Source organism: Ralstonia pickettii (assembly GCF_001699815.1).
GTDB lineage: Bacteria > Pseudomonadota > Gammaproteobacteria > Burkholderiales > Burkholderiaceae > Ralstonia > Ralstonia thomasii.
Window position 1 is genome coordinate 335805 of record NZ_MCGB01000061.1, and the last position, 13147, is coordinate 348951.

Consider the following 13147-nt stretch of genomic DNA (forward strand, 5'->3'; position numbering starts at 1 on the left):
TTGACCTCTTCGTCAAGCTGCGGGACTCTGCGATAGCAGGGTCGCCTGCGCCAAGTCGCTATCATCGACAAAGCGCTCAAACCCGCAAATCCGATCTACGCTTGCTAACTGCAGAAGCAAGACAAACTGAAAATCACCTACGGCGATCTGTTCGTCGAGAGATTCACGGGTGATGTTCACACCCGCCATTGCCAACTTCTTCGCGAGTAGGCCGGTGTCTAAATTTTTTGCTGAAAGCTCACGAAGGAAAATGTGCTTCGCGTGCATTTCGTCGCTTCCCTTCACCGCCAATATCGGACGCCAGTGCTCTGGATATTCCGCCTGTAGGGAAATCAGGAGTCTCAGAAAGAAACTTGCTCGATAGGTACCGCGAGAGATCTTTCCCTCTACTCCGCGAACCGATTCCGCAATTCCAGACGCACGCATTAGATCGCATACATCCTGGTAACTAGCCCCTTTGCGCGCGAGCAAGCCGCGCGCAGTGCGAGCTGCAAGCTGAGTCCAAGGAGTGTCAACGTGGCTCACGGTGAACCAAATCCCATCTAGCTAGATGAGCCCACAAATCGAGGTCTCATAAGGTGATCAGCCGAAACTCTTCCAGAAGGAGCCGAAGGCTACGCGGGGACATCGCTCGCCAGCCTCACAACTACCACCACATAAAGAAGAAGGCGGAAGTCTCTCGACGCCCGCCCCCACTTACGACAGAGGCCTACAACTGTCCGACCTGTACCGCAACAATCAGTAAATCATCAGGAATCACTCACGGAGATTCGAAAATCTCACGTTATGTGTCCGCGCGTCTCAGGTTATGTGTCCGAAATCTCAACTTATGTGTCCGTGAGCGGTGGCTCAGATCACTCCCAGGACAGCGCGCCGCCGGTCTGGTACTCGATCACGCGCGTCTCGAAGAAGTTGCGCTCCTTCTTCAGGTCGATCATCTCGCTCATCCACGGGAACGGGTTTTCCTCGTTCGGGAACAGCGCGTCCAGGCCGATCTGCTGGCAGCGACGGTTGCAGATGAAGCGCAGGTAGCCCTTGAACATCGGTGCGTTCAGGCCCAGCACGCCACGCGGCATGGTGTCTTCTGCGTAGCGATATTCCAGGTCGACGGCCTTCTTGAACAGCTCCGTGATCTCGGCCTTGAACTCGGCCGTCCACAGGTGCGGGTTCTCCAGCTTGATCTGGTTGATCAGGTCGATACCGAAATTGCAGTGCAGCGACTCGTCGCGCAGGATGTACTGGTACTGCTCCGCAGCGCCGGTCATCTTGTTCTGACGGCCCATCGCCAGGATCTGCGTGAAGCCGACGTAGAAGAACAGGCCTTCCATGATGCAGGCGAAGACGATGAGCGACTTCAGCAGCTTCTGGTCGTTCTCGGGCGTGCCGGTCTTGAAGGACGGATCGGTCAGCGTGTCGATGAACGGGATCAGGAACTCGTCCTTGTCGCGGATCGACTGCACTTCGTGGTACGCGTTGAAGATCTCGGCCTCGTTCAGGCCCAGCGATTCAACGATGTACTGATACGCGTGCGTATGGATCGCCTCTTCAAACGCCTGGCGCAGCAGGTACTGGCGGCATTCCGGCGCGGTGATCTGGCGGTACGTGCCCAGCACGATGTTGTTGGCGGCCAGCGAGTCGGCCGTCACGAAGAAGCCCAGGTTGCGCTTGATGATGCGGCGCTCGTCTTCGGTCAGACCGTTCGGGTCTTTCCACGTCGCGATGTCGCGCGACATGTTGATTTCCTGCGGCATCCAGTGGTTCGCGCAGCCGGCCAGGTACTTTTCCCAGGCCCACTTGTACTTGAACGGCACCAGCTGGTTGACGTCGGTGGCGCCGTTGATGACGCGCTTGTCGGCGGCGTTCACGCGGCGGTTGCTCTGTGCGGCAGCGGCGTTCGGATTGTTGCCAAGGATGCCCGTGCCGGCGGCCTGCGTGGCCGACGGGGGCAGCACGCCGCCCTGGTCGGCGGTGGCCGTTTGCAGCTGCGGCTGCGGTTGGTACGCGGGCTGCGGCGCAGCTTGCGGTTGTGCGGCAGGTTTGACGTCGTCGTCCCAGCTCAGCATATGTGTTTCTCCTAATTCTTTGCTCGTCGCTCCCGCTCTTTCGGAGCGCGAGTCCAGTGTCGTGCAGGTCACGGCGCCCCCGCTTGCGCGGGAGCAACCTCAGACACTGTTTTGACTTATTGGCAGGCTTCGCATTCCTCGAAACCGGGGTCGCCTGGGCGCATCGTGCACACGGCGCCTTCAGCTTCCGGCATCGCCTGGGCGGTGGCAGCAGCGGCATCCAGCGCGCTGGCCGGCGCGGCCGAAGTCACTCCGGATGCACCTGCCGCCGACACACCACCGATATCGCTACCCGACGACACCGCATTGAGCGTGCCGCGCGACACGGTCGACTTCTCTACGTGCGTGGCGCCGATCGTGCGCAGGTAGTACGTGGTCTTCAGGCCACGCAGCCACGCCAGCTTGTACGTGTCGTCCAGCTTCTTGCCCGACGCGCCGGCCATGTAGATGTTCAGCGACTGCGCCTGGTCGATCCACTTCTGGCGGCGCGATGCTGCTTCCACCAGCCACAGCGGCTCCACTTCGAAAGCCGTTGCGTACAGGTCGCGCAGGTCTTGCGGGATGCGGTCGATGCGGGCCAGCGAGCCGTCGAAGTACTTCAGGTCGGCGACCATCACCTCGTCCCACAGGCCGCGTGCCTTCAGGTCGCGCACCAGGTAGTCGTTGACCACCGTGAACTCACCCGACAGGTTCGACTTGACGTACAGGTTCTGGTACGTCGGCTCAATGCAAGCCGACACGCCGATGATGTTGGAGATCGTTGCCGTCGGAGCGATCGCCACGCAGTTCGAGTTGCGCATGCCGTACTGCTTGATGCGGCCGCGCAGGCTGTCCCAGTCCATGGTCGACGACATGTCGGCTTCGAGGTAGCCGCCGCGCTCTTCGGCCAGCAGCTTGAGCGAGTCTTGCGGCAGGATGCCGCGATCCCACAGCGAGCCCTTGTAGCTGCTGTAGCGGCCGCGCTCTTCAGCCAGCTCGGTCGACGCCCAGTAGGCGTAGTAGCACACGGCTTCCATCGAGGTGTCGGCAAACTGCACCGCTGCGTCGCTGGCGTATGGCACACGCAGCACGTGCAGCGCGTCCTGGAAGCCCATGATGCCCATGCCGACCGGACGGTGGCGCAGGTTCGAATCACGCGCCTTCTTGACCGCGTAGTAGTTGATGTCGATCACGTTGTCGAGCATGCGCATGGCGGTGCGCACGGTCTTCTTCAGCTTCTCGTGATCGAGCACGACGCTGCCGTCAGCCTGCTTGACCAGGTGAGCGACCAGGTTGACCGAACCCAGGTTGCACACGGCGATTTCGCTGTCGTTGGTGTTCAGCGTGATTTCCGTGCACAGGTTGGAGCTGTGCACCACGCCCACGTGCTGCTGTGGGCTGCGGATGTTGCACGGATCCTTGAACGTGATCCACGGATGGCCGGTTTCGAACAGCATGCCCAGCATCTTGCGCCACAGTTGCAGCGCCGGCATCTTCTTGAAGAGCTTGATCTCGCCGCGCGCGACCTTGTCTTCGTAGGCCAGGTAGGCCTGCTCGAATGCCTTGCCAACCTTGTCATGCAGGTCCGGGCAGGTGGACGGCGAGAACAGCGTCCACTCGCCACCTTCCATCACGCGCTTCATGAACAGGTCGGGAATCCAGTTCGCCGTGTTCATGTCGTGGGTGCGGCGGCGGTCGTCGCCGGTGTTCTTGCGCAGTTCCAGGAATTCTTCGATGTCCAGGTGCCACGTTTCCAGGTACGCACAGACAGCGCCCTTGCGCTTGCCGCCCTGGTTCACGGCCACGGCCGTGTCGTTGACCACCTTCAGGAACGGCACCACGCCTTGGCTCTTGCCGTTGGTGCCCTTGATGTGCGAGCCGAGTGCGCGCACGTTGGTCCAGTCGTTGCCCAGGCCGCCGGCAAACTTCGACAGCAGCGCGTTTTCCTTCAGCGCTTCGTAAATGCCGTCCAGATCGTCCGACACGGTGGTCAGGTAGCACGACGACAGCTGCGAGCGGCGCGTGCCCGAGTTGAACAGCGTCGGCGTGCTCGACATGAAGTCGAACGACGACAGCAGCTGGTAGAACTCGATGGCACGGGCTTCGCGGTCGATTTCGTTCAGCGCCAGGCCCATCGCCACACGCATGAAGAACGCCTGCGGCATCTCGATGCGGGTTTCGCTGATATGCAGGAAGTAGCGGTCGTACAGCGTCTGCAGGCCCAGGTAGTTGAACTGGAAGTCGCGCGAGGCGTCCAGCGCTGCGCCCAGGCGGGCCAGGTCGAACTGGGCCAGCTTGTCGTCGAGCAGTTCGGCGTTGATGCCGCGCTTGATGAACTGCGGGAAGTAGTCGACGTAGCGAGTGCTCATTTCCGCTTGCGTGACTTCTTCGCCGAGGATTTCGCGGCGGATCGTGTGCAGCAGGATGCGCGCCGTGACCTGGCTGTACGCCGGGTCCTTTTCGATCAGGGTACGCGAGGCCAGGATGGCCGAGTCGTACACCTGCGTCATCGGCACGCCTTCATACAGGTTCTTGACCGTTTCCTTGAGGATCGGCTCCGGGTCCACCGCTTCGCCCAGACCTTCGCAGGCCGAGACGATCACGTTGCGCAGCGCCGCCATGTCCAACGGGCGGGTGATGCCGCCGTCGGTCACGTTCAGGCCGATGAAGGCCGGTTGCTGCTGGGTTTCGCCGGCTTGCGCGCGCTCCTGGGCGCGGCGCTCGCGGTACAGCACGTAGGCGCGGGCCACGTCGTGCTCGCCCGAGCGCATCAGGGCCAGTTCCACCTGGTCCTGCACGTCTTCGATATGGAACGTGCCGCCGTTCGGGCGGCTGCGCAGCAGTGCGCGAACGACGTTCTGCGTTTGTTGGTCGACCAGCTCGCGCACACGCGCGGAAGCAGCACCCTGCCCGCCATTCACGGCGAGGAAAGCCTTGGTCATGGCCACGGCGATCTTCGAAGGCTCGAAGCTCACCACGGCGCCGTTGCGGCGAATGATCTTGTAGTCGGCAAGATTGACGCCGGAAGCGGTGCCGGGGGCCACGGCCGTGCCGCCAGCGCTTTGCGCAAATTGCGAAGGATTGGCGGTGCCGGAGTGGATTTCGGATTGGGCCGTCTGCATGTGGACTCCTGTTGAACCGTTCGTTTTATTGGCTCGCCGATGGTGAAACACCCTGGGCGAATCCTTGCGCTACGCGGAGAAATGAGACGGAAAAGACCCCTGCCTTTCCTCAGCCCCCAAGCGCCGGCTCGACCTGCCGTACGCCCGCCCCCGCGTGGCGCTGAAATAAGAATCCCGGAAAGCGACCACTACATCTAGTGTTCAACTCCGGGATTGACGCTAAGTATAGTGGCCCAATCGAATTTGCCTAGACTTGACAGGTGGGGGCGGAGGGCTATTTTTCACCCGCCAATGCAGTGCCGCAAGCCCGCGACGCCAGTCTGCACAAAGGGTCGGCGGGACTGGCGTGCGGCGTCGCAATGACCGTTTCTTCAGAATAATTCTTTCTATCGACGTCGCAAGTTCAATAGACGTCACCTCATCTACGGTAGGGGTATGTGTGCGGCGCACTGCACCGGTGCACGCGTGCCGCGCACCGGGGCATTTCCCGACATTCCCCGCTCAAGAAATCCGAATAGCCGCATCAGCATTCTTGCCGCGGCTGTCACTTGAGCGACAGCCCCCCACCCTACGCTTCGGTCGCATTGCAGGGAGCGCAATCACAGCGGCGAGACACCGAGCGCCGCGCACAACGACCGAGGAAATCGACATGGCTTGGAATCACCCCGCCCGGCGCCTGCTGACGGCCGCGCTGAGCACGACCGTGGCAGCGACGCTGGCGACTACATTGACCGCATGCGGCGGTGGCGACAGCGGCCCCATCGCCAACCAGGGCAGCACGGACGCGCCCTCCGCCACCGCCAGCAAGAAGGTGCTGATGGTCGGCGTGGACGGCGCCACCTATGCGCAGGTACAGAGCGCGCTCTTGCAGCGCAGCCTGCCGAACCTGGGTGCGCTGGCGGTGATGCCGGCTTCGACCGGCGGGACGCTTGGCACCATCACCGCCCAGCCGCCGCTGGACACGCCCAGCTGGGCCACCGTGCTGACCGGCGCCTGGCAAAACCGCCATGGCGTGACGGACGACACGATCACCACCCTGGCCGCCCCAAGCGTGTTCAGCTACGCGCGCAGCGCCGCCAAGGCCGCGGGCACCACGCAACGGCTGGGCGCCGCTGTCAGCTCGGCCGCGCTGCCCGCGCTGCTCAAGGCAGATCAGCAAGCCGGCAACCTTGACACGCTCGTCGACTGCGCCCAGGTGGACACCTGCGTGACGCAGAACAGCGTGAAGCTCGTGCAGTCCGGCTACGACATCGTCTTCGCGCAATACACCGCGCCGGCCGCCGCCGCGCTGGCTTCGGGCCTGCAAAGCGATGCGTACACCGCTGCGCTGGCCAACGTCGACCAGGCGCTCGGCACGCTGCAGGCGGCCATCGCCCAGCGCCGCGCTGCCAACCCGAACGAAGACTGGCTCGTCGTCGTCACCACCAGCCACGGCCTGGACGCCACGGGGGCCACCACGTCGGCGCCGACGCTGGAAAACCGCACCGCCTTCATCGCCATGAACAAGCCGGTCAACGCCGTGCTCGGCAAGACCGGCATGGCGGCGCCCACGTCGGAAGCTACGCTGGCGGCCCTGCCGAGCGAGGCTGACATCGTGCCGACCGTGCTGGCGCAATTGAACGCCGCCGTGCCGGCCACCGCCCACAAGCTGGACGGTGCAGCGCTCACGGCCAGCGCCGTCGGCGTGCGCAACGTCCAGAGCACGGTGGGCGCGTACAACGCCTCGCTGGTACTGAACTGGCAGAACCCGACAGCGGCGAGCGGCCCCATCACCGTGCTGCGCGACGGCAAGCCGGTTGCCACGCTGCCCGCCACGGCCACGCAGTACACCGACAGCAACATCGCCACCGCAAGCGGCATCTACCGCATCAACTACACGCTGGTGCGCAACAACGTGCCGGTGTCGATGCTTGCGCAGATCGCCTACGTTGCGCCGACGCCGCTGGCGACGTCGCTCACCAACGGCCTGGCCACGTATTACGGCTTCGACACTCTGCCGCCGACCGACCGTAAAGCCAATTCGACGATCGGCCCGTGGGTGGCTGGCACCGACGGTGGCTCGGCCACGGCCGACCCGTTTGGCGGCACGGCCCTCTCGGTCGATTCGCGCATCGACGCCTACAAGCTCACGCAGAACGGCGCCGACATCGCGCAAAGCCCGCAATTCACCATCGGCTTCTGGTTCAAGTCGGATTGCACACAGGGCAACGGCACCGGCGAGCCGATCCTCGCCAACAAGGACTACACCTCCGGCTCCAATGCCGGCATCGCCATCGGATTGTGGGGCGGCTGCGAAGTGCGCTTCAACCTCGGCAGCGGCGGCAAGCGCGACGACATCCAGGGCATGAAGTTCAGCGCCAACCAGTGGGCCTATCTCGCCCTGTCGGTCGACGCGCAGGCCAAGCGCTTCAGCGCGTACATCCTCGACCCGGTGCTCGGCGTGCAGAAGGTGGAAGACAAGGCCATCGCCAATACCGACGTCACCAAGCTCAATGGCCTGACCACCAAGGTCTGGGGCATGAACGACGACGCCACGCACAACTACGTGCCCAACAACCCGGGCTCGCTCAAGGGCGTGATGGCCTACGACGACCTCGCCATGTGGACGCGCCGGCTGACGCTGGACGAACTCAAGACGATCAACGGTTCGCACCAGCCGCTGTCGTCGCTGAACCCCTGACCCCCTCCCCCAACCCGAACGAGACCGCTCATGAAGCCCTTCATCCACCCTCTCGCGCGGCCGCACCGGCTGGCCGCCGTGCTGCTGTGCGCCGCCACCTTGTCGCTGTCGGCCTGCGGCGGCGATTCGAACGACGGCACGCCCGGCACAGGTACCGGCCCTGGCACCGCCCAGCCCGATCAACCCGGCCAGCCGCCGGCCAACAAGCCGACCCTGCACTGCGCTCCGTAACGCGCGGCTTCCCATCGACTTGCGTTTGAGACCGACATGACTTCCGACACGAACCACGCCAACAACGGCAGCCGCCGCAACTTCCTCAAGATGGCCAGCACGGGGGCGATTTCCGCCGCTGCGCTCGCCGCCTTCCCGCCGTCGATCCGCCGTGCGCTCGCGATTCCCGCCAACAACGCCACCGGCACGATGCGCGACGTTGAGCACGTGGTGATCCTGATGCAGGAGAACCGCTCGTTCGACAACTACTTCGGCACGCTGAAAGGTGTGCGCGGCTTTGGCGACCGCTTCCCCATCCCGCTGGCCGGCGGGCTGAACGTCTGGCAGCAGACCTATGTGCCAAGCAGCGGGCCGAGCCGCGTCGTGCTGCCGTACTACCTGGACAGCAGCGCCGGCAACGCGCAGCGCGTCTCCGGCACGCCACACAGCTACCCTGATGCGCAGAACGCATGGGACCTCGGCCGCATGAGCAAGTGGCCGACCTACAAGCAGACGCAGTCGATGGGCTACTACAAGCAGGCCGAGCTGGACTTCCAGTTCGCGCTGGCCAATGCCTTCACGCTGTGCGATGCGTACCACTGCGCCTTCCACGGCGGCACCAACACCAACCGCCTGTTCCACTGGACGGGCACGAACGACCCGACCGGCGCTGCGGGCGGCCCCGTCATCGACAACAGCGGCGACCACCTCGATGCCAGCGTCACGTACAACTGGACGACCTACCCCGAGCGCCTGCAAACGGCCGGCGTGTCGTGGAAGGTCTACCAGAACATGCCGGACAACTTCACCGACAACCCGCTCGCGGGGTTCAAGGCCTACCGCGATGCCAACGCCGCGCGCGGCAACCTTGCCGACGGCACGCCGTTCCCGCCGTACACGCCGGCCGACGAAACCGTCAGCCCGCTCATCAAGGGCATCGGCAACACCATGCCCGACGGCGGCTTCCTGCAGGCCTTGAAGGACGACATTGCCGCAGGCCTTCTGCCGCAGGTGTCGTGGATTGTCGCGCCGGCCACGTATTCCGAACACCCCGGCCCGTCGAGCCCCGTGCAGGGCGCGTGGTACACGCAGGAAGTGCTCAACGCACTCACCGCCAACCCGGCCGTGTGGAGCAAGACCGTGCTGTTCATCAACTTCGATGAGAACGACGGCTTCTTCGACCACGTGCCCCCGCCCGCGGCCCCTGCCTACGAAAACGGCGTGCTGGCCGGCAAATCGACCATCAGCACGGCCGGCGAATACCACACGGACCAACACCCCTACGGCCCCGGCCCGCGTGTGCCGATGTACATCGTCTCGCCGTGGAGCCGTGGCGGCTGGGTCAACTCGCAGACGTTCGACCACACCTCGGTGCTGCGCTTCCTGGAACTGCGCTTCAACGTCAAGGAGACGAACATCAGCGCGTACCGCCGCGCCGTGCTGGGCGACCTGACCAGCGCCTTCAACTTCGTCAACCCGAACAACGAGACACTGCCGACGCTGCCAAGCCGCGACAAGGCAACCGCCGACGCCATCCGCACCGCGCAAGGGCTGCAGCCGCAGGTGCCGCTGCCCTCCGTCACGGCGCAGCAGATGCCTACACAAGCCACCGGCACCCGTCCCTCGCGGGCCCTGCCGTACGAGCTGCACGTCAGCGCCCGCGAAGACGCCACCAACCGCGCGCTGCGCCTGATCTTCAGCAACACCGGCACGGCCGCGGCTGTCTTCCACGTGTACGACCGCCTGCATCTGGACCGCGTGCCGCGCCGCTATGCGGTGGAGCCCGGCAAGATGCTCGACGACACGTGGGACGTGTTCACCGCAGACAAGGGCAAGTACGACCTGTGGGTGCTGGGCCCCAACGGCTTCCACCGCGCGTTCTCGGGCGATGTGAGCGCCGTGTCGGCAGCGGGTTCGAGCGCACCGGAAATCCGCGTGTGCTACGACCTGGCCAACGCCGAGGTCTACGTGACGATGATGAACACCGGCACCGCCGGCTGCACCTTCACAGTCAAGCCGAATGCGTACCGCAACGACGGCCCGTGGACGTACGACATCCCGGCCGGCAAGCAGCTCGACCAGCACTGGCCGATCGCGCGCCAGGGCAACTGGTACGACTTCACGGTGACGGTGCCGCAAGGCGGCTTCACGCGGCGCTTTGCCGGTCGCATGGAAACGGGCAAGGACAGCGTGTCCGACCCCGCGATGGGCACCTGAGGCTGGCAGTGAAGTAGAAGGATCAGCAGGGGAAAACGCGGGCAGCCTTCGAAAGGAGGCTGCCCGCTTGCGTTTCGGCGTCCGCGCAGCGAGCGGTGGACTGCGCGGGCCGCGCTCGGCCTGCGGCGTGTCGGCCTCGGAGGGTCGAAGGCCACGGTTTCGCCCCGACGCTTGGGCCTCTCATCATGACGTTCGAGACATTTATCCCCTCGCGTGGGGCTCACACCGTCGTGTTCGGGGTTCAACTGTCGTGCGCGAGCCTCAGCCCCTGGAATCGCTCACGGAATGATGGACGAAGTGAGCCTTGGAGGGTCGCGCTTCAGGGTTTCACACTCGCACGCGAGCCTCGGACCGTGACGCTCCACGGTTTTACTGTCGTGCGTGAGCCTCAAAGACTGGAGACATCCACAGTTTTACCCTCCTGCGCGAACCTCGGACTGTGGCGTTCCACGGTTTTAGGCTCGCGTGCGGCGCCTGGACATTGACGTTCCACAGTCTCACCCTCGTGCCTGAGCTTTGGAGGGTGACACTCCACGGTTTTACCCTCGCACGTGAGCCGCAGACCGTGAGGCGTCGGCGCCTTACCGCCGTGTGCCGGCGCCGCGCCGAGGTGCGCCGCCTTTCTACCTTGGCGAGCGAACGGGGGTTGTCGCGTCAGAGCGCGTGCTGATACGGAAACAACGCCGCGTTGAACCCGCCGAGCGCGCGCAGATGCACCCAGTCGAAATGCGGTCCCGGGTCCGTCTTGCGGCCCGGCGCAATGTCCGAGTGACCGGCGATTGCTGCGATCGGATACGCCGCACAGATCGCCCGCACAAGCGACGCCGTAGCGACGTACTGCTCAGGCGTGAAGGGCAGATCATCGGTGCCCTCGATTTCGATGCCGATCGAGAAATCGTTGCAGCGCGTGCGGCCGAAGAAGTCCGACGCACCGGCATGCCAGGCACGCGCGTCGCACGAAGCAAATTGCACGCATTCGCCCGTGCGGCGGACGAAGAAATGCGCCGACACGCGCACGCCGCGCAACTGATCGAAGTACGGATGCGCGTCGCAGTCAAGCGTGTTGGTGAAGAAGTCGAGCACGTGGCAGGTGCCGAAGTCGGCCGCGGATTGCGCAGGCGGCAGGCTGATGTTGTGCAGCACGATCAGGTCGATGGGCATGCCTTCGGGCCGTGCGTCGATATTCGGCGAGGGATGGCGGCGCGCGCCATCCACCCATCCGTCAGCGCCGACGTGCAACCGTTCAGGCATCGCCGTTCAGCCCATTTCCGGCCGGTTCACCGACGCTGCCCGGCGACGCTTCAACGTCCCGCGGATCACGAATGCCAAGCTGCTGCATGCGATAGCGCAACTGGCGGAATGACAGCCCAAGCAGCTTGGCGGCCGCCGTACGGTTGAAGCCGGTCTGGTCCAGCGCGGCCAGGATCACGTTGCGCTCGACCGACTCCAGGTAGGCCGGCAGATCGATCGGCAGCGAAACGCTCGGCAGGGCCGGCTCCGCCGGCTGCGCAACGGGTGCCGGCTCGGGCTGTGCGACCGGTTGCGGCATCCCCAAGGGGCTTGGCACCGGCGCCGGCATGTAGACGGCATCAGGCCAACTCGTCATCGGCGCCGGCGACATCGGGTGATGGGCCGCTGCGGCAGCCTGCGCCTCGCGCGTGCGGTGGAACAGCGGCGAGCGTTCGATCTCGGCTCCCAGCGCGCCAAGGTCGTCCACGTCGATCGACTCGCCTTCCGCAAAGGCGTAAGCGCGCTCCAGCAGGTTCTCCAGCTCGCGCACGTTGCCCGGGAACGGATACGCGCACAGTTGCTGCAGCGCCGGTCGCGTCAGGCGCTTGGGGCGCGGATCGCCGTAGCGGCTGGCGAGCTGTTCGAGCAGCACGCCGGCCAGCACGGGCACGTCTTCGGCACGCTCGCGCAGCGTGGGCATGCGCAGTTCCAGCACGTTCAGGCGGTAGAACAAGTCTTCGCGGAAACGGCCAGCGGCCACCAGACGGGCCAGATTCTGGTGGCTCGCGCACACGACGCGCACATCGACGGGGTCTTCACGGCTTTCGCCGATCTTGCGTACGCGACGCTCCTGCAACGCACGCAGCAGTTTCACCTGCATGGTGAGCGGCAGGTCGGCCACTTCATCGAGCATGAGCGTGCCGCCGTTGGCGGCCTGGAAGAAGCCCTGGCGATCAGTGTCGGCGCCGGTAAAAGCGCCCTTCACGTAGCCGAAAAACTCGGCCTCCATCAGGTTCTCGGGAATCGCGCCGCAGTTGACCGCCACGAACGGCCGCGATGCACGCGCAGACAGCGCATGCACGGCGCGCGCCGCACGCTCCTTGCCGCTGCCGGATTCGCCGCTGATCACCACCGGCGCCATGCTGCGTGCCAGGCGCATCAGCGAGCGGCGCACTTCCTGCATCGCAGCGGAATGCCCGGGCAGCAGGTCGTTGGTGCGCTCGGCCAGATCGGCGTTGCCCGGGTCGGGATCGCGCTGCTGGCGGCCCAGCGCGTTGAGCACGAGGCTGCGCAACTGATCAAGCGAGAGCGGCTTGGCGATGTAGTCGAACGCGCCGGCCTTGAGCGCTTCCACCGCGTTCTCGGCGCTGCCATAGGCGGTGATGACGGCCACCGGCGTGCGGTCGGCCGTGGCAGAAAGCTGGCGCACGAGTTCGATGCCCAGGCCATCGCCCAGGCGCATGTCGGTCAGCACAAGTGCGAAGCGCTGGCGAGAGAGCGCCTCGCGCGCCTCGGCCAGCCCGCTGGCGAGCACGACGTCGTGCCCCATGCGGCGCAGGGAAATCTCCAGCAGCTCGCGCAGGTCGGCTTCGTCATCGACGACGAGAATGGGTTCGCGAACGATGGCGGCTTTGGACATGAATCAG

At 64.9% G+C, this 13147-nt stretch carries 8 protein-coding genes; 3 read left to right on the forward strand and 5 right to left on the reverse strand.

What is annotated here, in order from left to right:
• Positions 1–12 precede the first annotated feature (12 nt).
• The 3 genes from BEK68_RS26165 to BEK68_RS12215 form a co-directional block, all read right to left on the reverse strand.
• Entirely contained in the window at positions 13–525 is a 513-nt protein-coding gene (locus BEK68_RS26165; protein ID WP_238563764.1) for a DUF6471 domain-containing protein, read from the reverse strand.
• Positions 526–854: 329 nt separating this feature from the next.
• A complete protein-coding gene (locus BEK68_RS12210) occupies positions 855–2063 on the reverse strand; it encodes a ribonucleotide-diphosphate reductase subunit beta (RefSeq protein ID WP_004632983.1) in 1209 nt (402 codons plus the stop codon).
• A gap of 116 nt (positions 2064–2179) precedes the next feature.
• Positions 2180–5164 (reverse strand): ribonucleoside-diphosphate reductase subunit alpha, encoded by a 2985-nt coding sequence (locus tag BEK68_RS12215; RefSeq protein WP_004632986.1) that lies wholly within the window; start codon positions 5162–5164, stop codon positions 2180–2182.
• A 649-nt stretch (positions 5165–5813) separates the two neighbouring features.
• On the opposite strand from BEK68_RS12215, the gene BEK68_RS12220 reads away from it, so the two are divergent.
• From BEK68_RS12220 to BEK68_RS12230, 3 genes are read left to right on the forward strand one after another with little or no spacing between them, the layout of a single operon-like run.
• Positions 5814–7844, forward strand: coding sequence for an alkaline phosphatase family protein (locus BEK68_RS12220; RefSeq protein WP_012436445.1), 2031 nt, complete (start codon positions 5814–5816; stop codon positions 7842–7844).
• Between the two features lie 30 nt (positions 7845–7874).
• Complete coding sequence (locus BEK68_RS12225) at positions 7875–8075, forward strand: hypothetical protein (RefSeq protein ID WP_012436446.1); 201 nt, start codon at positions 7875–7877, stop codon at positions 8073–8075.
• A gap of 36 nt (positions 8076–8111) precedes the next feature.
• Positions 8112–10271 carry a phosphocholine-specific phospholipase C gene (locus tag BEK68_RS12230; RefSeq protein ID WP_012436447.1) on the forward strand — a complete coding sequence of 720 codons (2160 nt, stop codon included), beginning with the start codon at positions 8112–8114 and terminating at the stop codon, positions 10269–10271.
• A gap of 654 nt (positions 10272–10925) precedes the next feature.
• Here the strand turns inward: BEK68_RS12230 and ampD are convergent.
• The gene (ampD, locus tag BEK68_RS12235) at positions 10926–11522 is read right to left on the reverse strand and encodes a 1,6-anhydro-N-acetylmuramyl-L-alanine amidase AmpD (RefSeq protein WP_012436448.1); all 597 of its coding nucleotides are present in this window, start codon (positions 11520–11522) and stop codon (positions 10926–10928) included.
• Positions 11515–13140 (reverse strand): sigma-54-dependent transcriptional regulator, encoded by a 1626-nt coding sequence (locus tag BEK68_RS12240; protein ID WP_012436449.1) that lies wholly within the window; start codon positions 13138–13140, stop codon positions 11515–11517. Before BEK68_RS12240 ends, ampD begins: the two co-directional genes overlap by 8 nt.
• Positions 13141–13147: the final 7 nt, after the last annotated feature.

Bases quoted from the DNA above. Each gene is read 5' to 3' on its own strand.
- BEK68_RS12210 (WP_004632983.1), bottom strand. From the start codon at position 2,063: ATGCTGAGCTGGGACGACGACGTCAAACCTGCCGCACAACCGCAAGCT.
- BEK68_RS12215 (WP_004632986.1), bottom strand. From the start codon at position 5,164: ATGCAGACGGCCCAATCCGAAATCCACTCCGGCACCGCCAATCCTTCG.
- BEK68_RS12220 (WP_012436445.1), top strand. From the start codon at position 5,814: ATGGCTTGGAATCACCCCGCCCGGCGCCTGCTGACGGCCGCGCTGAGC.
- BEK68_RS12225 (WP_012436446.1), top strand. From the start codon at position 7,875: ATGAAGCCCTTCATCCACCCTCTCGCGCGGCCGCACCGGCTGGCCGCC.
- BEK68_RS12230 (WP_012436447.1), top strand. From the start codon at position 8,112: ATGACTTCCGACACGAACCACGCCAACAACGGCAGCCGCCGCAACTTC.
- ampD (WP_012436448.1), bottom strand. From the start codon at position 11,522: ATGCCTGAACGGTTGCACGTCGGCGCTGACGGATGGGTGGATGGCGCG.
- BEK68_RS12240 (WP_012436449.1), bottom strand. From the start codon at position 13,140: ATGTCCAAAGCCGCCATCGTTCGCGAACCCATTCTCGTCGTCGATGAC.